At 64.1% G+C, this 20,078-nt stretch carries 13 protein-coding genes; 6 read left to right on the top strand and 7 right to left on the bottom strand.

The genetic code is table 11. The features are described from left to right. Nucleotides 1–5 precede the first annotated feature (5 nt). Nucleotides 6–1,142, bottom strand: coding sequence for a glucosaminidase domain-containing protein (locus FVW59_RS10615; RefSeq protein ID WP_187275843.1), 1,137 nt, complete (start codon nt 1,140–1,142; stop codon nt 6–8). A 250-nt stretch (nt 1,143–1,392) separates the two neighbouring features. Here FVW59_RS10615 and FVW59_RS10610 point away from each other — a divergent pair, with 250 nt between their 5' ends. Together FVW59_RS10610 and FVW59_RS10605 are read left to right on the top strand one after the other, a co-directional pair. Beyond that, the gene (locus FVW59_RS10610; RefSeq protein ID WP_148064241.1) at nt 1,393–3,747 is read left to right on the top strand and encodes an AsmA family protein; all 2,355 of its coding nucleotides are present in this window, start codon (nt 1,393–1,395) and stop codon (nt 3,745–3,747) included. Nucleotides 3,748–3,907: 160 nt separating this feature from the next. Further along, a complete protein-coding gene (locus FVW59_RS10605) occupies nt 3,908–5,308 on the top strand; it encodes a hypothetical protein (protein WP_148064240.1) in 1,401 nt (466 codons plus the stop codon). Nucleotides 5,309–5,324: 16 nt separating this feature from the next. Here the strand turns inward: FVW59_RS10605 and mnmH are convergent, their stop codons facing one another. Together mnmH and selD are read right to left on the bottom strand one after the other, a co-directional pair. Beyond that, complete coding sequence (gene mnmH / locus FVW59_RS10600; protein WP_222711489.1) at nt 5,325–6,410, bottom strand: tRNA 2-selenouridine(34) synthase MnmH; 1,086 nt, start codon at nt 6,408–6,410, stop codon at nt 5,325–5,327. A gap of 2 nt (nt 6,411–6,412) precedes the next feature. Continuing rightward, nucleotides 6,413–7,456, bottom strand: coding sequence for a selenide, water dikinase SelD (gene selD / locus FVW59_RS10595; RefSeq protein WP_148064239.1), 1,044 nt, complete (start codon nt 7,454–7,456; stop codon nt 6,413–6,415). A 133-nt stretch (nt 7,457–7,589) separates the two neighbouring features. On the opposite strand from selD, the gene tadA reads away from it, so the two are divergent. After that, the gene (gene tadA / locus FVW59_RS10590; RefSeq protein ID WP_148064238.1) at nt 7,590–8,051 is read left to right on the top strand and encodes a tRNA adenosine(34) deaminase TadA; all 462 of its coding nucleotides are present in this window, start codon (nt 7,590–7,592) and stop codon (nt 8,049–8,051) included. On the opposite strand, the gene FVW59_RS10585 is transcribed toward tadA, so the two are convergent. Continuing rightward, entirely contained in the window at nt 8,048–8,641 is a 594-nt protein-coding gene (locus FVW59_RS10585) for a TetR/AcrR family transcriptional regulator (protein WP_148064237.1), read from the bottom strand. The genes tadA and FVW59_RS10585 overlap by 4 nt on opposite strands. 93 nt (nt 8,642–8,734) lie before the next feature. Here FVW59_RS10585 and FVW59_RS10580 point away from each other — a divergent pair, with 93 nt between their 5' ends. The 3 genes from FVW59_RS10580 (at nt 8,735) to FVW59_RS10570 (ending at nt 14,666) form a co-directional block, all read left to right on the top strand. Continuing rightward, nucleotides 8,735–11,047: a TonB-dependent receptor gene (locus tag FVW59_RS10580; RefSeq protein ID WP_148064236.1), complete on the top strand. Its 2,313-nt coding sequence runs from the start codon at nt 8,735–8,737 to the stop codon at nt 11,045–11,047. A 24-nt stretch (nt 11,048–11,071) separates the two neighbouring features. Then, nucleotides 11,072–12,367, top strand: a complete 1,296-nt coding sequence (locus FVW59_RS10575) for a metallophosphoesterase (RefSeq protein ID WP_148064235.1) — start codon at nt 11,072–11,074, stop codon at nt 12,365–12,367. Nucleotides 12,368–12,494: 127 nt separating this feature from the next. After that, the gene (locus FVW59_RS10570) at nt 12,495–14,666 is read left to right on the top strand and encodes a molybdopterin-containing oxidoreductase family protein (protein ID WP_187275842.1); all 2,172 of its coding nucleotides are present in this window, start codon (nt 12,495–12,497) and stop codon (nt 14,664–14,666) included. 4 nt (nt 14,667–14,670) lie between these two features. Here the strand turns inward: FVW59_RS10570 and mdoH are convergent, their stop codons facing one another. From mdoH to mltF, 3 genes are all read right to left on the bottom strand, one after another. Further along, nucleotides 14,671–16,821, bottom strand: a complete 2,151-nt coding sequence (gene mdoH / locus FVW59_RS10565) for a glucans biosynthesis glucosyltransferase MdoH (RefSeq protein ID WP_148064233.1) — start codon at nt 16,819–16,821, stop codon at nt 14,671–14,673. After that, on the bottom strand, nt 16,811–18,418 hold the full coding sequence (locus FVW59_RS10560) for a glucan biosynthesis protein G (RefSeq protein WP_222711470.1): 1,608 nt from the start codon (nt 18,416–18,418) through the stop codon (nt 16,811–16,813). The genes mdoH and FVW59_RS10560 overlap by 11 nt, the downstream gene beginning before the upstream one ends. Before the next feature lie 159 nt (nt 18,419–18,577). Next, on the bottom strand, nt 18,578–20,011 hold the full coding sequence (gene mltF / locus FVW59_RS10555) for a membrane-bound lytic murein transglycosylase MltF (RefSeq protein WP_148064232.1): 1,434 nt from the start codon (nt 20,009–20,011) through the stop codon (nt 18,578–18,580). Nucleotides 20,012–20,078 lie beyond the last annotated feature (67 nt).

Genomic DNA, 20,078 nt, shown 5'->3' with positions numbered 1-20,078 from the left:
TTGCCTCAATCCAGCCGCATGCGCTTGACGATATCCTGCAATTCGCCGCTGGCACGCATCTTCTCGATGTCGCTGCGCAGCGCGGCCGCCTTGTCGGCGCCGTCTTCATTCAGCAGGAAGCGCACCGGCTCGTCGCGCAGCACCGCGTCGTCGGCCATGTTCAGGTGATTGTGACGGATCATGCCCTTGAGTGAATCCACGTATTCCTTGCCGCGCTCGGAGTAGCTCAGCAGACCGTCGGCCAGCACCAGGGAATCCATTGGCTTGCCGGCAGCCCGCACTTCGGCGCGCAGGCGGCGGAAGTCCTCGTAGGCCCGGTGAGACATCAGGTTGATAAAGTAGCCGCGGACACTGTCGAAGGGCCATTCAAAGGTTTTTATCTGGTGATTGCCCTTGCTCGCGCGCTGTTCCCGCGGTTTGAGGCCGTCGTCCTTGTAGGTCCACTGGCCAAACAGGGAGTTGCCCTCGACTGCAAAACGGGAGGTACCGTAGCCACTTTCGTAAGCGGCCTGACCGAGGGCGAGGCCGGGGGGGACCACGTCGACCCGGTACAGCAGGGCATCGATCATGCTGCCGAGCTCCGGTGTGTTGTCCTGTAGGGCATCTACGTATTCCTGGGTTTCTCCGGGCAGCAGCATGGCCAGCCGTTTCAGCAGTGCAAGGCTTTCCGGGCTGACCCTGCCGTCGGCGGCCAGTTCCTCGCGGGCCTGCTCGAGGCCATCGCGGAAGTTCATCACCATCTTGTTGGCGTGCATGACCAGCGGCAGCATCAGGCGATAGAACAGGGCTTTCTTCTGCTGTACGGGCATGTTCCTGGAGGCCTCCTGCCAGGTCGGATGAATGGCCGCAACCAGCAGGTGTGGCACCTGTAAGGGTTCATCCGCCTTCGGCTCGCCCCACCAGTTTTCCTTTTCCAGTATGCCGATCATATCCTCCAGTGAACTGGTGACGATGACTTCGACATCGCTGCTGACCGGCGCGGCTGCGGGGGCTGTATCTGGTGCTTCTACATTTTGTCCGGCGCTGGACTCTGGCGCCTCTGCCGGTGCGGTGGCTTCCTCCTGTTTACTGCAGGCGCCGAGCCCCAGGCTGAGGACCAGCACTCCGAGTGCCGTAATATTCCGCGGACGGGTCGCTGTCATACATTGATCTCCAGTTGTATTGGATTGGTTGTTGCTTTCTGCCGAACGATCCATACCCGTGAGATCCACCAGTAGCCGCCCGACGCCGTTGGAGGCTGTAAATTTGTGAGGTGAGTGTAACCCCTGTGCTACCTGCTGGAAATGCAGGGCAAAAGTGGCTTGTCGCGGCTACACTGATGCACCACAGACTTTACCGCTGGAGATTGCCGCTGCAGCTGGCCCAAGTGACCCGTCGCACCTGCGTTGCCCAATGACCGCGCTGAAAATACTCCTGTCCATGGTGCTGGCGCTAGCCCTGCTACTGGGTGGGCTGCTGGCCTGGCTGCATTTCGCTGACCTGACGGCCCACCGCTCCTGGCTTGGCGCTATGATCGGCAACACCATCGGTCGTGAACTCAGACTGCAGGGGGATATCGATGTGGATGTGTGGCCGGAGCTGCGCCTGGCAGTCACTCAGGTATCTCTGGCCAACGCGGACTGGGGGAGCGAGCCGTGGATGGCCAGCGTCGGGCAGACGGAATTGGCCCTGCGCACTGCATCCCTGTGGCAGCGGGGGCCGATAGAGGTCCGGCTGGCAAGCGCCAGCAATGTCGATGTGCTGCTGGAAAGCGGACCCGACGGGCAGAGCAATCTGCCCATCGTGTCCAGTGAGAGCGACGCAGATGTGCAGGAGGCGGGCGGCGGTATCGGTGTGGTGCTCGAGAAGGCAACGTTCGCCAACTTGCGTGTGCGCCGGCGATCGGCGCAGGAAGAGGCGGTCTATACCTTGTCGCACCTGCAGTTGCGGGCAGACGGGAACGATCAACTGCAGATTGAAGGCGAGGGGCGGGTGCGTGAACAGCCCCTGCGATTGTCCGGCAGGATTGGCACCCGCCGGCAACTTGCGAGTGGCGGGTCCATACAGTACCAGTTGGCTCTGCAACTCGGTGATGCCGATATGATACTGAAAGGTCGACGCGAGGTTCCCCGTCCCGACGTCGACGGCACACTGCAATTGAGGCTTCAGGTCGAGGGGGTGCCGGCGCTCCTGCAGGCGCTGGCAGTACCGCTACAGCTGGACGGGCAGGTACCGTCGGCCGGCCACCTGACCGCCGATCTGCGCGTAGCTGCCGACAGTTTCGAGGGGGCTTTAGAGGCCGGGTTCGGCGAGCTCACGCTCACCACGCAGTTGCGCGGCGCTGACAATCGGCTGGAGGTAAATGGCGACATCGATAACCTGCAGCGACTGGCTTCCATCGCCTCGGTGCAAGGTCTGCCGGAGTTGCCGCTGGTGTTTGCGGCTACACTCGAGCGCAGGGATCACGCGCTCGCCGTTCCCGCGTTCAGCCTGGATATCGGCGGCACGAAACTGGAAGGTCGGGGCAGCTTCGCAGCCGAGGGCGTAGCGGGGAATTTTGAGCTCGATGCACGCGGCGAAATGGCATCGGAGTTATCGCCACTACTACCGGAGCTGCCATTCCAGCTCTCCACCACACTGGAGCTGGACGCCGGAGGCCTGCAGCTGGCGCCGTTGTCAGTGCGCCTGGGCGATAGCGACCTGGTGGGGGAGGCCTCCCTTGGAGCGGCGAGTGACGGCCAACGTGGCGCCCTCACGGCGGAACTGGTATCGAAGCAGATCGATCTACTGCAGTTGCTGGCCGTCCCCGCCGGCCCTGCTGAGACCCGTGAGGGGAAGGCAGAGCCTGCTGCTGAACCGGCTGCCGCCGCGCCCTATGTGTTTGGCGAGAAGAGGTTGCCGCTGGCCGCATTGCGGGGCAACCGCGTGCAAATCCGCTGGATGGTGGAGGAACTGGTGACTCAGTTCCTGGTGCTGGAAGATGTCGATCTGCAGGCCGTGTTGCAGGACGAGCGGCTTGAAATTACCGGCCGTGTTGTCGGCGCCGATGGCGGCGAAGGACACAACCGGCTGGTGCTGGAGGCCGGGAAGGATCAGCCCCGCCTCACTCTGCGCAGTCAGCTGAGGGATTTCCGCGTCAACCTGGCTTCAGGCGAAGTGCAAAAGGCAGAGGATATTCCTCCCCTCAGCCTGAGCCTGGACCTGAACGCCAGCGGCGCCAGCCCGCGGGAGCTGGCGGCCAGTAGCGCTGGCGAGGCACTGCTGACGATGGGCCCCGGCCTGCTGACCAACAGCCTCATGCAAACCTTTTCCAGCGACCTGGTGGCCCAGCTGGTGGCGGCATTGAACCCCTTTTCGAAGACCGAGACGCACATGCAGTTCCAGTGCGGCGTGATTGCGCTGCTGCTTGAGAAGGGGCTGGCGAACATCGATCCGGTGACCATCCAGACTGAAAAACTGCAGGTTGTGGCCAGCGGCGAAGTGGACCTGTCCGACGAGGCGATCAACATGGTGTTCAATACCAAGCCGCGCAAGGGCGTCGGGGTGAGTGCCGACATGTTCGTGACCCCTTTCGTGTCGCTGGAGGGCACCCTGGCCGCACCGCGCATGGGGCTGGATGAAAAGGGTACCCTGCTCACCGCGGGGGCAGCCATGGCCACTGGCGGCATGTCCATCCTCTGGAAGGGGATGATGGATCGCGCGACGGGCACCATCGACCACTGCAAGGAGGAGGAACTACAAAAATACGCGCACCCGCCACTGGACTGAAGCGGACAGCGGCGCTCCACGGGTTTGCGGCGCGTCGGATGATTGTCTATGATCGAAATCCGGGTATGTTCCTTATGTGATAATTACAAGACCCGTAATGGCACTCGGCTGACGCTTGTTACGCCGCTCGGGTGACCTTTCGCGGTCAGGAGATCTCGTCATGCGTTTGTCTTTCCTGTCTTTCCTCTGCCTGTTGTTTCTGGCCCTGACGGCCTGTTCCGATAGCTCTGATCGCAGAGAAATACCGCCAGAACCGGAGCCACAGATCGACTACCAACCGATTGTCTTCGTGCACGGCCAGTCCGGCTCGGCGCAGCAGTTCGAAAGCCAGGCCCAGCGCTTTACCAGCAATGGCTATCCTCAGGACCTGATCTTTGCCTTTGAGTACGATACCAGCCAGGAGGACAATCCCCTGGCTGATCTGGACACTTTCATAGATTCGGTACTGTCGGAGACGGGTGCCGATACGGTTTATGCGGTGGGCCACTCCCGCGGTACTTCCGTGTGGACATCCTACCTGGACGCCCCGGATTTTGGCGGCCCGGACAAGGTGTCGAAGTACGTCAATATCGATGGTCGCGCTCCTGACGAGCTGCCGGGGGGCGTGCCAACCATAGGTATCTGGGGGGAGTGGAACACCGCCGACAGCGGCTTCAATCTAAACGACAACATGAACTCGCAGATCGGCCCCAACCCGGAGGACAATTTCTATTTCCCGGAAAAGTCCCACACCGAAGTCGCGACGTCGCCGGAGGCCTTCGGCCTGATGTACGAATTCTTTACCGAAGTGGCCGCGGAAACTACCGACGTTCTGCCCGGCGATGGGGACACGCGTGAAGTGGCGGGCCGGGCGGTTCTCTTCCCAGAGAATATCGGGTTCCAGGGCGCCCGGCTGGAAGTCTGGCCGGTGGAGCAGGCCACCGGCCAGCGCGCCGTCGATGAACCTGTGGCCAGAGCTGACATCGGTGCCAGTGGTGAATTCGGCCCCCTGACGCTGGAGGCGGGCCAGCACTATGAGTTTGCCCTGCTGCGGCCGCCCTCTGAGTCTTTCGATCAGCCCAGCGTGCACCATTTCTATCCCGAGCCGTTTGTTAGCGACGATTATCTCTTCCGCCTGCAGTCCAGCCAGGCCGGACAGAGCATAGAGTCCTTCCTGCCCACGGCCGACGATACCACCGGTATGGTGGTAGCGCGCCAGCGGGAGTTCTGGGGCGACCAGGGCGCCGGCAGTGACGAGTTGTTCGTTGACGGGGTTAATGTCCTGCTGCCTTCGATCAGCCCTCGTGCCGTCGGCAACGGAACGGGAGTCAACCTGGCGGTGTTCGTCTTCGATCACGAGGGCGACAAGGTGTCTGACCTGGAGAAGGGTGAAGTTTTCCCGTTCAGCGCCCTGACCTTCCTCACCGGGCTGGACCTTTATATCCCGGCGACGGCTACCGCCACCGGCACTGTCACGGTGTCCCTGGTGGATCGCGGGGGTGAAACGACAGAGTTGAACGTGCCCAACTGGCCTTCCAGCAGCAACCGCATCAGCGTGATGTTTGACGATGTGCCGAAGTAGGCCATGGCCCCCGCGCCTACAGTGAGGCCAGGTACTCGGCCACGGCCGCCGGTGCACCACGCATCAGCACCTCATGCCGCTGTTGCCTGAGCTGGTAGTCGTACATCGGGTCGTAGTAATCCCGCAGCAGCACCCGAATCCACGCCCGGTGGCCGCTGTTGTCGCCCCGCTGGTGGGCCACCAGCGCTGCCTCCAGCTGGGCGCTCAGCGCCTGGTAGCGCTGCCCGCCGAGGCGCCGGTGTATTCTCGCCAGTGACTGTCGCAGGTCCCCGGCGAAGGACAGGAAGCCCTGTTCCTCGCCCTGCGCCGCCTGCCATTCGTCCAGCTTGTGCAGGATGTAGTTGCGGAAGCTGTGCTCCACACGCTCTTCCAGTGGCCGTTCCACCATCACCCGCGGCGCCGTGGCCATGGTTTGCCGCAGTGCCGTAGGCAGGGCGCAGCGGCCGATCAGCAGGCTTTCGTCCTCCAGCAGCAGGGGGCGGCCGGCAAAGGCGTGATTGGCGCGCAGCAGGGCGATCCCGAGGCGGTTTTCGAAATCGATCTGCGACGGTTGCCCCGCCGGGCGCCGGCCGAAGGTGCTGCCGCGGTGGTGGGCCAGCGCCTCCAGGTCGATGCTGTTGGGCCGGGCGTTGAGCAGGTCGGTTTTGGCGCAGCCAGTGCGGCCGGCGATGACGCACAGGGGGTGGCTTGTCACCACCTGCTCGGTGGTGTCGATGAGGAAACGGCGCATGGCCTTGTAGCCGCCGATAACCCGCGGGTAGTCCACGCCTGCTTCGCGCAGCCACTGCTGTACCGTCTGGCTGCGCAGGCCACCGCGCCAGCAGAACAGGTAGCCGTCGGGGTGGGCGCGGGCGAAGTCCAGCCACTGCTGCAACCGATCTTTCTTCGTGTTCCCGCTCACCAGTCTGTGGCCCAGTTCGATGGCGGCCTGCTGGCCTTCGCGCTTGTAGCAGGTGCCGACCCGGGCGCGTTCGGCGTCGGTCATCAGCGGCAGGCTGGCGACGAAGGGAAAGGAGCCCTTGCGGTACTCCTGCGGCGCCCGAGTGTCGAACATCGGTGTGTCGCGCAGGAACAGCGCGGCGTAATCCTGTGTATCGGCCAGTCTCAAGGCTGAACCTCGATGCGCGGGCCGCTGGCCCCGGGGCGCAACTCGCCGATGCAGTCGCTGCAGGCGCCCGCCCTGCGCAGAATGGCTTCCACTTCGATGCAGGACTCCGGTCGCACCGCCAGCAACAGTCCGCCGCTGGTCTGGGGGTCACAGAACAGGGCGCGCTGCTGGTCACTGAGCGCGCCGAGGCGCTCGCCGTAGGAGTCGAAATTGCGCAACGTACCGCCGGGCAGGCAGCCGGCGGCGATGTAGTCGCGCACCGGCGGCAGTAGCGGCACGGCGGATTCGCGGATGACCGCATTCACGCCGCTGCCTTCACAGACCTCCAGCAGATGACCCAACAGTCCGAAACCGGTGACGTCGGTCATGGCTTCCACGCCGGCGACCTGTGCCAACTCGGCGCCCACGCTGTTGAGGGTGCACATTACGTCGCGGGCCAGGAACTGGTGCTCCGGCCGCAGCTTTTTCTGCTTCTGGGCGGTGGTAAGGATACCGACTCCCAGGGGCTTGCTGAGATAGAGCCGGCAGCCGGCGCTGGCCAGGTTGTTCTGCTTCAGTTGTGTCTTGTCCACCAGGCCGGTCACCGCCAGGCCGAAGATCGGCTCCGGCGAGTCGATACTGTGGCCGCCCGCCAGACTGATGCCGGCATCGGCGCAGGCCTGGCGCCCCCCATCCACCACACGGCCCGCCACCTCGGCCGGCAGTACGCTTACCGGCCAGCCGAGGATGGCGATGGCCATCAGCGGGCGACCGCCCATGGCGTAAATGTCACTGATGGCATTGGTGGCGGCGATGCGTCCGAAATCGAAGGGATCGTCGGCAATGGGCATGAAAAAATCGGTGGTGCTCAATACCACCTGCCCGTTGCCCAGGTCGTAGGCGGCGGCGTCGTCGCGGCTGTGGTTGCCCACCAGCAATTGCGGTGAATCGGGCAACTGCAGGCTGGAGGCGAGAATCCGGTCCAGTACCGCGGGGGCAATCTTGCAGCCGCAGCCAGCGCCGTGGCTGTACTCGGTGAGGCGTATGGGCGCCGTGCTCATAAGTCGCTCCGCTATTCCAGCAAAAGTCGGTGAATCGGGTCGGCAGAATCATACGCCACGCGTGGAGGGTGGCCCAGCCGTACCTCATGGCCGCGCGATTCAGTACACTGGCGTTTTTCTGTGGATTCTGACTATGGCCATTGATCTGGCGGAAGACGAACACTGGATGCGCCGCGCCCTGGCCCTGGCGGACCGCGCTGAGAACGAGGGCGAAGTGCCGATTGGCGCCGTGGTGGTGCGCGACGGCAAACTGCTGGGGGAGGGCTGGAACTCCGTTATCAGCTACGCCGACCCCACCGCCCATGCCGAGATTGTTGCCCTGCGCGATGCTGCGCGTACAGCGGGCAACTACCGCCTGCCCGGGGCGACGCTCTACGTTTCGCTGGAACCCTGCACCATGTGTGCCGGGGCAATGATTCACGCCCGTATCGAACGCCTGGTGTTTGGCGCCCGGGAACCCCGCGCCGGCGTGGCCTGCAGTACCTGCAGCCTGCTGGATGAGGCGCGCTACAACCACCGGGTGAGCTGGCAGGAGGGGGTGCTGGCCGAAGACAGCAGCCAGCGACTAAAGGCCTTTTTCCGCGCCCGGCGCTAGCGACTGTCAGCCAGTTCCTGCTCCAGCATACCGACAAGCGCATCGACCATGCGCACCGAGTCGCGCCGGGTCCAGGCCCGTTGCCGGGTAGTGATGTGGTAGTGCTGGGCGCCGGCCAGGGTGTCCTCGGCGAAGGCCAGGGCGTCGTCGCTCGGCGTTGCGCTGCAGCAGTCGCGAATCAGCGAGCGCAGGGGGCTGCCCGGGGAGTCGCGCATGCTGGAGCGGGTTGATCGCAGTTCCGGGTATCGCGGCAGGGCTTCAAGAATACTCAGCATGGCGCGGCCGCGCTGGCCGGCCAGCGCGGCGCCCATGCTGTCGATCCAGTCGGTCAACTGTTCCCGTGGCGGCAGCGCCGGGTCGGGTAATTCACCAAGTTGCTGGTAGGCCTGCGCCAGCATGTCCCGGATCAGGGCCAGCTTGCCATCGAAGCGGCGGTAAAAAGAGTTGCGACCACAGCCCGCCCGTGCCAACACGTCGTCGATGGTCATGCCGTCAAAGCCCATGGCCGCCAGGGACTCCCAGCCCGCGTTCAGCAGGGCGCCATCTATTTTCCGGTTGCGGGGGCGGCCGCGGGTGGATTTGTCATTCACGAATTTACCTGATGCCCGTCATTTTTCTGTCATTTAATTACGATACTGTGCCGTTCCTTAATTGATTGCAAGCCCCCCTGCGAGGTAAAAGGAATGGCTCAACAACCCCTGTATTTGTACTGTAGCGTTGCTTTGCTGGCGAGCGCCCCGGTTCTGGCCGCCGCCGAGCCGGTGAAGCCGGCGGGCACTGCGCTGGAAGTGATCACGGTCACGGCGCAGAAGCGCGAACAGCGTATCACTGATGTGCCGATGTCCATGAGCGCCTACGACGGTGAGTTCCTGGAGCAGATCGGCGGCACCGAGCTGGACCGTATCGCCGCCATTACCCCCGGTTTTGTCATCCAGTTGCAGGACAAGTTCGCTCCGGGCTTTTCCATTCGCGGCATTACCTCCAATGACTTCAGCCCGCAGAGCGAACTGCGGGTGGCGGTGTTCCAGGATGGCGTGGCGGTCACCCAGGCGGCGTCCTCCTACGGCGAGCTGTTCGACATCGACCGCATCGAGGTGGAGAAGGGCCCCCAGTCCACCCTGCACGGCCGCTCGGCCCTCAACGGCGGTGTTTCCATCTTTCACAAAACGCCCGGGGACGAGCCCGGTTTTGAAGTGCAGGGCGGGGTGGGTGACTACGACTACCGCCACCTGCAGGGTGTGGCCAACGTGCCGGTCACCGACACCCTGGCGGTGCGCATCGGCGCCCTGATGCGCGAGCGCGATGGCTACGTGGAGGACATTGGCAGCGACAAGACCTACAACGACATCGACGCCCGGGCCTACCGCTTCAGCGCCCGCTGGGAGCCCAGTGACAAATTCAGCTTCAACCTGGTGGCGACACTGGATGAGGACGATACCAACAGCACGGTGCCGTTCAAGTCCGGCACTTTCCTGCCGCTGGACCAGGAAAGCGGTGAGATAGTGGGCGACCTCGACTTCTGGTCGCCCTTGCACCTGGACACCTTTGGCACTATTCCGTCCCCGTATTTTCAGCGTGAAATCCGCGGTGCCAGCGGCACTGCCGAGTACTACATCGACGATCGCCTGAGCCTGACCTCGATCACCGGCTATCGCTGGTTTGACGCCTGCGAGTCCTTCGACAGCGACGGCACCTCCACCAACATGATCGCCGGCCACCAGTGCAACGGCGGCGAACAGCTCTCCGAGGAAATCCGCCTGAACTTCAGCGGCCTCGGCAACTTCGATGGTTTTGTTGGCGCCAGCGTTTTCGACGCCAGCAACTACATGAGCATGGACCTCGGTTACGACGAGCGCGCCATGGCCCTGCTGCTGGGCGGCGTACTGCAGCCGCTGGCGCCCCGCGGCCTGACCAACGAAGAGATCAACGCCCTGTTGGGCCCCACGGCCGATTTCCTCAAGCCCTTCCACCTGGATCGCAACGAAACCAGTGCCGATGTGCGTACCTATGACCTGTTCGCCGATGCCACATTGCATCTCAGCGAGCAGCTGGAAGTGTTTGCCGGCGCGCGGGTCACCTGGGATGACAAAACGGTGTCCATGCGTGGCACCACGCCCCTCGGCCCCAGCAACCTGACCGGCGGCGGCATCCTGTTCAATCCCACTGCCAACGGCGAAGCCGTCAGCGATGACAACAGTTCTACCACCACCACTGGCCGTGCCGGCGTGCGCTACAGCTTCAGCGACAGCCTGAACTGGTACGCCGTGTACGGCATCGGCAAGCGCCCGGAAGTACTGAACGTCAACGTCGACGGCAGTTCCGAAGTGATTCCCACGGAAGAGCTGGCCTCGGTGGAAACCGGGCTGAAATTCCAGCTGCTGGATAACCGCCTGGTGGGCGATACCTCTGTGTACTACTACGAGTATGAGAACTTCCAGACCCAGGGACTGGTGGATGGCCGCCTTTCTACCGTGAATGCCGGCGAGGCAGACGCCACCGGTTTCGAGGCCCAGTTCAATTATCTTGCCTCGGAGGCGGTCAATCTCTTCGCCAGCTATGGCTACAATAAGGCGCGTCTGCGCTCCGGGGCCTATGACGGTAACCAGTTCCGCAACAGCCCTGACCATAAATTCTCACTGGGCGCCAACCTGGCCCTGCCGTTGTTCGGCGGCTCTCTGGAGTTGTCACCGGTGTATAGCTGGCAGTCTGAAATGTTCTTCTTCGACGACAACGACAAGCCCGAACTGCAGCAGCGCGTACCGGCTGCCTACTCCGACACCAGGGTGGACGAGTTCCAGGACAGCTTCGGCCTGCTGAGCGCGCGCCTGTCCTACTATGGCGGCAGCGGCAACTGGTCGGTGGCCCTGGTGGGCGGCAACCTGACCGATGAAAAATACCTGGTTGATGCCGGCAATACCGGCGATTACTTTGGCATCCCGACCTTTATCGGTGGCAGCCGTCGCAACGTGCGCGCCGAATTCAGTTTCGATTTCTAATAAAGCCTGCAAGGAGTGAATAGCATGACCCCCATCAAACCCCTGTGCCGTGCGGTGGCGGCGGCCTGCCTGCTGACCGGCCTGGCGCCACTGGCGGGCGCCGGTGACGACACCTTCACCATCGCGGTGATTCCCGATACACAGAACTACCTGGATTATACCCACCAGACTGCCGAGGGTTTTCCCTTCGACGCCAATGTCATGTTCATCGAACAGATGCAGTACATTGCCGACAATCTGGAAAGCGCCGGCGGCGAGATCGCCTTTGTCACCTCCCTGGGCGATGTGTGGCAGCACCAGACCCTGAAGATGGACGAGGAGCACAAGGCCCGCGGTTTCAAGGCGGCCCCCAACCCGCTGTTCGACGGCCACTTCCAGCCCACCGAGAAGACCCGCACCGTGGAGATGCCCAAGGCCCACGAAGGCTTTTCGCTGATCGCCGGCAAGGTGCCCTTCTCGGTGGTGCCGGGCAACCACGATTACGATGCCATGTGGACCGATTCCAAGCACCCGCCGGCCGCCGAGTTCGATCCCACCGACTGGTCCAGCCTGGGCGTACTGCACCCGGGTGGCCTGGATAACTTCCGCGCCGTCTTCGGCGCTGAAACCGCCTTTTTCAAGGACCAGCCCTGGTATGTGGCCTCCCACGACGGCGGCGCTGACAGTGCGCAGATCTTTACCGCCGGCGGCTACCGCTTCCTGCACATCGGCCTGCAGTTCGATGCACCCGACGAGAGCCTGGCCTGGGCAGCGGAGATTGTGAAGCGCTACCCGGGGCTGCCGACCATTGTGTCCACCCACGACTACATGAACACCGAAGGCGAGCGCAAGGCCAACGCGCTGATCGACGGCCAGCGGGTGGACCCGATCCACAACAACCCGGAGATGGTGTGGCAGAAGTTCATTAGCCAGCACGACCAGATATTCCTGGTGCTGTGCGGCCACCAGCACGCCCAGTCCAAGCGGGTGGACGACAATGTAGCCGGCAACCCGGTGTGGCAGTTGCTATCGGACTACCAGGACAGGCACCAGACCCTGGTGGATGTCGACTACGAGTTTGGCCAGTTCCCGGTGGGGATCGGCGATGGCTGGATGCGCTTTATGGAGTTTGACATGAGCGGCGACGAGCCCAGCGTCCACGTGCGCACCTACTCCACCCACTACGACGTGCAGAGCAGCGACCTCCCCGAATACGCCGACTGGTACCGGGAGAAGGAAAAGCCTAAGGAGTCGGTGCAGGAATACCGCGACGGAGATGATTTTGTCATCACCCTGGACGGCTTCCGCGCCCGCTTCGACGCCGCCCGCGTCGGCGGCTGAGCAACAACCTCACCCTGCCTGAAACGGGGGCTGCTTTTGCGGCAGTTCCCGAACTCCCTCTCGCGCTGCTACAGTAGTCGAACTATCGGCGCAACAGGGCCCGCGCATGTCGGCCCGGGGAGTGGGGATGACGGCAACCCGCTATACCTTCTGTCGTATCTGCGAGGCCACCTGCGGCCTCGCGGTTACGGTCGACAATAACCGGGTGCAGAAGATCGAGCCCGATCGCGAACATGTGGTCAGCCAGGGCTTTGTCTGCGTCAAGGGCACTCACTTTGACCAGGTGCAGAACAGCCCCGATCGTATCACTGCGCCGATGAAGCGCACGTCGTCCGGCTGGCAGACCATCTCCTGGGACCAGGCAATGACGGAGATCGGCGAGCGGATCAAGACCCTGCGCCAGCAGCATGGCGCCGACAGCATCGGCCACTTCGTCGGTTCGCCGGCCGGCGCCAACGTGCTATCGCCGCTGTTCCGCAATGCCTTTTTCAAAGCGCTTGGCTCGCGCCGCTTCTATGGCACGCCGACCACCGACACCACAAACAAGTTTCGCGTCAACGAGGACATGTACGGTTCTCCGTTCCGGCTGGCCTTTCCCGACGTGAATCACTGCCATTTCCTGATGGTGATCGGCGCCAATCCGGCGGTGTCCGGCAACACGCTCTACCACCTGCCGCGGGCCAAGGCGCGCATGCGCGAGATCGTCAAGCGCGGGGGGCGAGTGGTGTTTATCAATCCCCGGCGGATCGAAACCGCAGCGGCTGGAGAGCACTATTTCATTCGCCCGGATACCGATGTCTATTTCCTGGCCGCCTTCCTCAACGAACTCATTGCCGCCGGCCAGGCTGATCTCGATCGCATCGACGCCTACTACAAGGGTTTCCAGAGCCTGCGGGAGACCGTTGCAGGCTGGGATGCCGAGCGGCAGGCGGCGGTGACCGGTATCCCGGCGGACACTTTGCGAGAACTGGTGGCTGCCCATGGCGCGGCCAGTGGCGCGGCCCTTTATATGGCGACCGGCGTCAACCAGGGGCGCCACGGGACCCTGTGTTTCTGGTTGCTGGAAGCCATTAACGCGGTATCCGGTAACCTCGATGCCCGCGGTGGAACCCTGATGGGAGAGGGACTGTTCGATATGGCGCGGGAGGTGAACGAAGCGGGCGACCTGCTGCTCGCCCATGAACGTGGCGACGGCTTCCCGACGGTGGTCGGTAACCACCCCTCGGGCCTGCTGGCAGATGATATTCTCGGCGGCGATGTGCGGGCCCTGATTGTGGAGGCCAGTAATCCCTTCCTGGCCTGCAGCAATCCGGGCGGCCGCCTGGAGCGCGCCTTCGAAAAGCTCGACCTGCTGGTGTGTATCGATCTGTTCCGCAACGAGGTGGGCAACCTGGCGCACTACATCCTGCCGGCGCCTACCTGGCTGGAGAGGGCGGAGATTCCCTACGCTCTGCAGAGCTTTGCCGGCAACAATCCGACCCCCTACATGATTTACAGCGATGCGGTGGTAGAGGCGCCGCCAGAGGTGCGCCACGAGTGGTGGATGTTCAGCCGCCTGGCGCGGGCCTGCGACCTGCGCCTGTTCGACAGTCGCGCCGTCACCTGGCTGCTGGGCCTCAATGACCGGCTGGTGTACCACCCCTGGCGCTGGTTGCGGCGCCTGGCCCTGACACCGGAGCGGATGCTCAACGGAATGCTGAAAAAGGCCGGCCTGCCCGGGCGGCGAACCTTTATGCGCGATCACCCGCACGGGTTGCTGCTGGGGGAAAACCGTACCGGCACTTTTCTGGGTACAGAGCGGGTACTCACCGACGATGGCAGGGTGGACCTGGCCCCGCAGGCCTATGTGCAGGCCTTTGCCGAACTGGTGCCGGCCCACTACGAAGAGGAACTGGCCCAGCGCCACAGCTTCAAGCTGATTGGCAAGCGCGAGATTCGCCGCATCAATACCTCCAGCGCCAATGTGCCGAGGCTGGTGAAGGAGGAAACTAACTACTGCTACCTCCATCCCGCCGATGCCCGCGACCTGGGCCTCGCTGAAGGCGGGAAGGTGGAAGTGCGCTCGCGCCATGGCTGTATTCGCATTCCGGTGCGCATTACCGACGACATGATGCCGCGTACGGTGGCCATTCCCCAGTGCTGGGGTCACGCCCGGGCCGACGGGCTTTCCCATGCCATACGGCACGCCGGGGTGAATTCCAATCTGCTGGCGGGGGACGGTATGGACAACGTCGAGCGACTCTCCGGCATGTCCCACCTGTCGGGTATCCCGGTGCAAATCAGCGCGGTTGCGGATTAGTTTGTCAGGCCCGGCGTTCGCCCGGTACCTCAGGTATCTCCCCGAAGGTCCGTTCCATCAGGGCCCGGTCAGCCAACAGGGCCAGCAGCTCTCTGTTATCCAGGCAATTCTCCAGCGCTGTCACGTCGGCGTCGCGTTCGACTTTCCAGGCCGCGGTGACCGATGGTGCATGGAAGGCCTGCCGGGTCGCCTCTGGCGCCTGGACAGGCAGCTGCGCCAGGTGCCACCGGTACAGGTCGGCGTCGTCCTGCAACCGGACCAGGGCGCCCGCATAGCTTTCCTGCGCGGCGAAAGCAGGCTCCTGTTCCGCCGATTGCAGCCGGGTGAGAATGGTGGGCTTGCGGCGCTCGCCAGGCGCGCGTAGCAGGCCCAGCGCGTCGAACAGTCGCCCGCGCGCGGCGCCGCCACTGAGCCACGACAGGGGGACCGACAGGAGAAGTCCCGCGGTGATCGGCAGCAACCACAGGAACAGCTCCGGGTGTATGAACCAGGCGGTGGCGGCCAGTGTGGCGCCGAACAGGGTGTGCCCCCAGTGGGTGCGCAGCGCGGTGCCCACACTCAGTGCTCCGTCATCGCGGCTCTGCGGTTGCCAGCCGGCATCCTTGCCGCGCAGCACCGACCACACCACACGACTCTGGCCGAGCATCAGTATGGGGGCGTAAAGGGCCGACAGCAGGGTCTCCGTCAACAGGCTCAGGGGCAGCAGCAGGGGGCCGCCAAAACCCATCAGGCGCCGCGGTTGCAGCAGTGCGAGTACGCCGCCAAACCATTTGGGGGCCAGGATGACCGCCATCGAAATGCCGAACAGCCAGCGCGCCCGCTCGGCGTCGAATACCGGCCAGGTAGGGAACAGGGCCGGCTGGGCGAAGTATTCCGGGCGCACCAGGCTGGCCTGCAGGGCGATGGCCAGCCCCAGCAGCACCAGCCCCAGCCAGAACACCGCGCTCAGGTAGGACAGGATGCCGGTCAGCAGGTGCAGGCGCGATGCGCCGCTGAGGCCCCGGGCCAACAGGAAGCGGCTGTGCTGCAGGTTGCCCTGGCACCAGCGCCGGTCACGCACCAGCACGTCGACCAGGGAGGGCGGCGCCTCCTCGAAGGATGCGCCGATATCGCAGTCAAAGCGCACCCCCCAGCCGGCCCGGCGCAGCAGGGCAGCCTCGATGAAATCGTGGCTCAGGACATGGCCGCCGAAGGGCGGCTTTCCCGACAGCAGCGGCAGGCCGGCAGCTCCGGCGAAAGCCCGTGTGCGAATGATGGCATTGTGCCCCCAGAAATTGGACGCCCGGCCGTGCCAGGCAGCCAGCCCCCGCGCGTAGACGGGGCCATAGCACTGGTTGGCGAATTGCTGCAGGCGGCCGTACAGGCTTCGTGCCCGCACGATACAGGGCAGGGTCTGGATCAGGCCGAGGCCGGGGTCGGCGGCGAGGCGCCGGGTCAGGGTGATCAGCGATGCCGGGCTCATCACGCTGTCGGCGTCGAGCACGATCATGGCTTCGTAGGCGGCGCCCCAACGCTTTACCCAGTCGGCGATATTGCCCGCCTTGCGCTCTGCATTGTCGGCGCGATGACGATAGTAAACGGGGCAATCCGGCTGCGATCCCCTGCACATTGCGCTGAATACCTGCTCCTCATCGAGCCAGGCATCGGCGCGGTTGCTGTCGCTGAGGATGAAGAAGGCATAGTGACCGGGAGCCTGTGCGGCCAGGCCGTCGCGCATGACCTGGATGGCGGCAGCGATCCGCCGCGGCGCTTCGTTGTACACGGGTAGCAGGATGGCGGTGCGAAAGGGCAGCTCGCCCGTGTGCTCTGGCGGGCGCTGCAGGCGCGGTAGCAGGCTCGAGAGAAACCCCAGCAGGGCCTGGGCAAAGGCAAAGGCAATCCAGCTGAAGTTGATCCCGAAGATCAGCAGGAAACCCCACTGCAGCACTGTGATGCTGGTGGTGCTCAGTACCGCGTACATCTCGCTGATACCGTAGTGGGCGAGCAGCAGGGTCACCGCCGCCACCAGCAGCCGGGACAGGGCTGTTTTCAGTGCCTGCCAGGGCCCCGGCCTGGTGCGCTGCGGCGACGCCCGCTCGTGGACGCAATGGCGGGGCATCTCCAGGGGAGCTTCGGGGGGCAGGGCGGGACCCTCCAGCCTGGGCTCAGCCGTCATTCAGCCACCGGTAAAGCCAGGTTTCACCGGCGGGCCTGCCATCCTCGCGCAGCAGCATTACCCTCAGTTCCGCCGCCTGGGCCGCGCCGGGATCAAAGGCGATAAAGGCCCGACAGCCTGCTATACCGGGGTGTGTCTGCAGGGTGGTATCGATAATGCGCCCTTCACTGATGCCGGCGTCCACGCTGAGGTTGGCGCAATCGACACTGTTCGCCCAGTCGATCATTACCTCCCGCTGCTCCGAAAACAGTTTGTCACCGCCGGCCGAGCGCACCACAGGTGCCAGGCCGTGTTCCAGCGGAGCGTCATCGGGCCAGGTCAGGCGGTAGGCGTAGCGATAGGGCTCCCCCGCCGGCAGCCCGTCCGCGGGGCGCCAGTAGGCGACCATGTTGTCATTGGCCTCGGAGTCCGAGGGGATTTCCACCAACTGCACCTGCCCCGGCCCCCAGTCGCCCAGCGGTTCCACCCAGGCGGAGGGGCGGCGGTGGTAACTGGCTTCCAGGTCCTGGTAGGCGTTGAAATCGCGGTTGCGCTGGATCAGGCCGAAGCCCGCCGGATTGTGGTCGAGGAAGGCACTGGCCTGGAGGGTGTGCGGGTTGCTCAGCGGGCGCCATAGCCGCTCGCCATTGGCGCGCTTGATGGCCAGGCCTTCTGAATCGTGCACCGCGGGGCGGTAGTCCGGTCTGTCGCCGGGTGCGGCGGGGCCGTGCATGAACATGGACGTCAGTGGCGCCAGCCCCACATGGGGCAGGTATACCCGGGGGAACAGGGTTACCTCCACATCCATGCGCAGCGGTTGCCCGGGGTAAATGCCGAAGCGGTAGGCGCCGGTGACCCGCTCGCTGTCGAGCAGGGCGTGAACCACCATGGCGTCCTGATCGGCGGCGGGCCGTTCGATCCAGAAGCGCCGGAACACCGGGTGTTCCTCGCCGTGGGGTTCGGCGACATCGATAGCCAGGCCCCGCGCGGAGAGGCCGTAGAGTTGTCCGCGCGACACTCCGCGGAAAAAACTGGCGCCCTGGAATACCAGGAATTCGTCGTCGTAGTCGGCCTTGTTCAGCGGATAGTGCAGCCGCATTCCCGCATACTTGCCCACTTCCGCCAGCAGTTCCGCCAGCGCCGGGTCGGGCACCCGGAAGGAGTCGCGGCTGACCGTGAGGGGGCGGGCGCGGCCGTTTTCCACGAGGTCGATGTTCACCAGTTTGTCGTACAGGAATCCCGGTGCGAACAACTGCACGGAAAAGCGTGTTGGTGACTGCCCCCAGACGGCTTCGTCCTGCTGGTAGTTGATTTGCCGGTAGGCGGAGTAGTCGAGGCTGGTCAGCGCCTCCGGTGCCCGCGGCAGTGGCCGGAAGGGAGACTGAGACAATTGCCGCGCAAGGTCTATCACGGTCTGGCGGGAAAAGCGCTGGTCCGGAGCGTTTTCCCCCGCGGACACAGCCGGCCAGGCCGCCAACAGCAGCCAGGCGACAAGGCAGTACGCGACGATACTGTGGCGGGCGGTCGGGCTTGCGGGATGGCTGGGTGTATAGCGCGGTAGAAGGGGCGGGAGGTGCGCGGCGCGCTGCGTTGTCACGTTGCTGTGGCAGGCTGGCAAAATGTCTTCCTGTTAGTGAAACACGTGAAGGCGCCGATTCTGCACGACCAGGTCACATGAGAATGCGCGCCGGAACAGGTTCGACTGCGCTCCCCGCAAAAGATTCCCTTTGGCCTGCCCGGCCATTGATTCGCTGCCGATACCAGGCTGCGCGGTTATCTAGAGGGATTTCAGGATGGCCCCCCGCAGCGCTGGCGGCAGGTAAATGGCGGCCTGCTGGGGCGGCGAGAGCTGGTCCACCGGGCTCGCCTGCCACTGCAGGATGCTGTAGTAGTGTCGGATGTTCTGCACGTAGCTCACGGCTTCCCGCCCGCGGGCGTAGCCGTAGCGGGTGGTGCGATAGTACTGGCGCTTCTGCAGCAAGGGCAGGCGTTCCATCACATCGCTCCACAGGTCCGGGTCACCGCCCTGGCGTTCGGTGAGTACCCGGGCATCCTCGAGGTGGGCCATGCCGATGTTGTAGGCAGCCAGTGCCAGCCAGGTGCGGTCGGGTTCGGCGATATCCTCCGGCAAGCGGCGACGGATGTCCTTCAGGTAGCGGGCGCCGCCGCGCAGACTCTGGATCGGGTCAGTGCGATCCTTGACGCCCATCTCCCGGGCTGTGGGCCTGGTCAGCATCATCATGCCGCGCACTCCGGTGGGCGAAGTGGCCTTGGGATCCCAGTGGGATTCCTGGTAGGCGATGGCCGCCAGCAGGTGCCAGTCCAGTTGGTATTCCTCCGCCACGTCGCGAATCATCGCTTCATAGCGGGGCAGCGTACTTTGCATATTGCGGGCGAAAGTGTGGGAGCCAATGCGCGACAACACCGCGGCGTGGCCAAAATGGCGCTCGCGTATGCGTGCCAGCTCACCGCTCTCTTGCAGGGCGCTGAAAAACTCGTCCACTGCTTCACGCAGGCGTTCGCTGCTACTGCCAGCCGGCAGGTACCACACCATCTGCTGCTCGTTGCCGAGGTCGAAGGCGGTGGCCAGGCGCGGGTACAGGCTCTGCTGCACCCGGAATTCATTGGAGTCGACCAGGGCAAAGGGGGCCTCTCCGCTGTCCACTTTTTCCAGTAGTTCCATCGAGTCGGCCTCCTCAACTTCCTGCCACTGCAGGTCGGGGAAACCACTGACCTTGAGGGCGCGCAGGGCCTCCGCGTGGCTGCTGTCGCGCAGCACCAGCAGGGGCGCTTCGGCGAGCTCGGCGAGATCGGCAGGGCGGTAGCTGCCGGTTTTGTAGATGACGATCGGAGTGAGGGTGGCATAGGGCAGGGAATGGCTGAACTCGTCCCCGCGCAGGGCGGTGAGGCTGAGGCCGGCTGCGGCGATATCGGCCTCGCCACGCCGCAGGCGGTTAAACAGTGCGTCCAGACTGAAGGCCGGCTGCATTTTCAGCTCTACGCCAAGGTGTTCGGCAAATCGCTCGGCCAGGTCGTACTCAAAGCCCGCGGCGCCGTTCTTGTCGAGGTAGTAGGTGGTGGGGCTGTTGCGACTGACTACCCACAACTCGCCGCGCTCTTCGATCGCCGCCAGTCGATCGCCATTGCTGCATCCCGCAAACATGAATAGCGGGATGAGAGTACAGCAGAGTCGGATGATTACAGCGCGCATCGCGTCATTCTAGCCGCGAAGCCATATTCTCTGACAGTGACTATTTAACGCGGCCTTCCGAATCCCA

It is taken from the genome of Parahaliea aestuarii, assembly GCF_008064635.1.
In the GTDB taxonomy this organism is placed as follows: domain Bacteria; phylum Pseudomonadota; class Gammaproteobacteria; order Pseudomonadales; family Halieaceae; genus Parahaliea; species Parahaliea aestuarii.
The sequence above is the reverse complement of the archived record's forward strand: the minus strand, read 5'-3'. Positions and strand labels throughout refer to the sequence as shown.